Here is a 1,476-nt window from a genome sequence, read left to right as displayed (position 1 = left end):
CGTCTGGCTGGCGGTCACTTCGCCGACCAGCTTGGCATTGGCTTTCATCTTCAAGAGCTCGTCCCTGAGGGCGGGCAGGTCGGCTTCGGTGAGATCGGCCGTCTTCTTGCCGATCGCCAGTGCGGCCATGCCGATGACCGGCAGGTAGTAGTCGTAGATGGCGACTTTGCCCTTGTACTTGTCGCCGGTCAGGGCCGCCATCGACTGCATGTCGGCCGGGTCGACCTTGGTCTTGTTGTAGCCGATCGTGTTGTAGCCGAACTTTTCGGTGATGCCGTAGCGCTTGCCGCCGACCATGGCGGAGCCGTCCATCTTCACCTGCGCAAACAGGTCGGCCAGCGGCAGCTTGTCTTCCGGCAGCGGCTCGAACAGGCCTTTTTCGACGCCGCGCGGCACGTCGATCGAATCGATCACCATCACGTCCCAGTCGCCCGGCTGCGACTGTTCGACGATGGCGAGGCCAGCGCCGGTGCCCTCGAATTCCTTGACGTTGACCTTGACGCCATTGGCCTCCTCGAAGGGCTGCAGCAGCGCCGGATCGGCATGATCGCACCAGATCAGCGCGTTGAGGTCGGCGGCCTGGACAGCGCTGCCGGCTGCGAGCAACAGCGCCGCGGCCGCGCACGCAGCATGCAGATGGCTCTTCAACAGGGAAAGCGAATTCATGCTCTTGGAATGTGCGGACATCGAGTGTTCTCCCTTGCCTTTGTGGCTTCTTGCAAAAAATTGAACCAATTCTAAAATTGAGTCAATTCTGTTTTTGTGGCAAGAGGCTGGAATGAGCGGATTGCGGGCAAGGCAAAAGGCGGACCGGCACAGGCGCATCATCGAAGCGGCGGCGGAACTGTTTCGAGAGGCCGGCTATGAGGGCGCCAAGATAGAGGCGATCGCCACGCAGGCCGAGGTCTCGGTCGGCACCATCTACAATTACTACGAGAACAAGGGCGACATCCTCGGCGCCATCGTCTCGCTGGAGGTCAACGAGGTGCTGAATGCCGGGCAGGGCGTCGTCGCCAGGCCGCCGGCCAATGTCGGCGATGCGCTGGATACGCTGATCGGCATCTACATCGAGCACTCGCTGCACTATCTCAGCAAGGAGATGTGGCGGCAGGCAATGGCGATCTCGACGCAACTGCCCGACAGCCCGTTCGGCCAGGCCTACACCGCGCTCGACCGCGCGCTGACCGAACAGATCCGCGCCCTGATCGCCCGCCTGCAGGCGCTCGGCCTGGTGCGGCAGGACATCGACGGAGCAGCGCTCGGCGAACTGATCTTCAACAACATGAACATGATGTTCATCGAATTCGTGAAGCGCGACGCGGCGAAAATACCGGAGCTGCGCGCGGCGATCCGAAGGCAGAACCGGATTTTGGTGGCGGCGATCGGGGTGTGAAGGAGTCAGGAGCAGACAGGAGAAATCGTCGGTTCGACATAACTTCATTCACACGAGGGCTCGCCTCTTGAGTTGAATCTAAA

At 61.2% G+C, this 1,476-nt stretch carries 2 protein-coding genes; one reads left to right on the top strand and one right to left on the bottom strand.

Features of this window, described 5'->3' with window-relative positions; genetic code table 11:
• The coding region (locus EN932_RS35925) for an extracellular solute-binding protein (protein ID WP_128369515.1) at window positions 1-687 on the bottom strand (687 nt) is incomplete at its 3' end.
• Window positions 688-778: 91 nt separating this feature from the next.
• Here EN932_RS35925 and EN932_RS35920 point away from each other — a divergent pair.
• Complete coding sequence (locus tag EN932_RS35920) at window positions 779-1,393, top strand: TetR/AcrR family transcriptional regulator (protein ID WP_013531384.1); 615 nt, start codon at window positions 779-781, stop codon at window positions 1,391-1,393.
• Window positions 1,394-1,476 lie beyond the last annotated feature (83 nt).

The sequence above is a fragment of the Mesorhizobium sp. M7A.F.Ca.US.002.01.1.1 genome (genome assembly GCF_004022955.1).
In the GTDB taxonomy this organism is placed as follows: domain Bacteria; phylum Pseudomonadota; class Alphaproteobacteria; order Rhizobiales; family Rhizobiaceae; genus Mesorhizobium; species Mesorhizobium ciceri.
The sequence above is the reverse complement of the archived record's forward strand: the minus strand, read 5'-3'. Positions and strand labels throughout refer to the sequence as shown.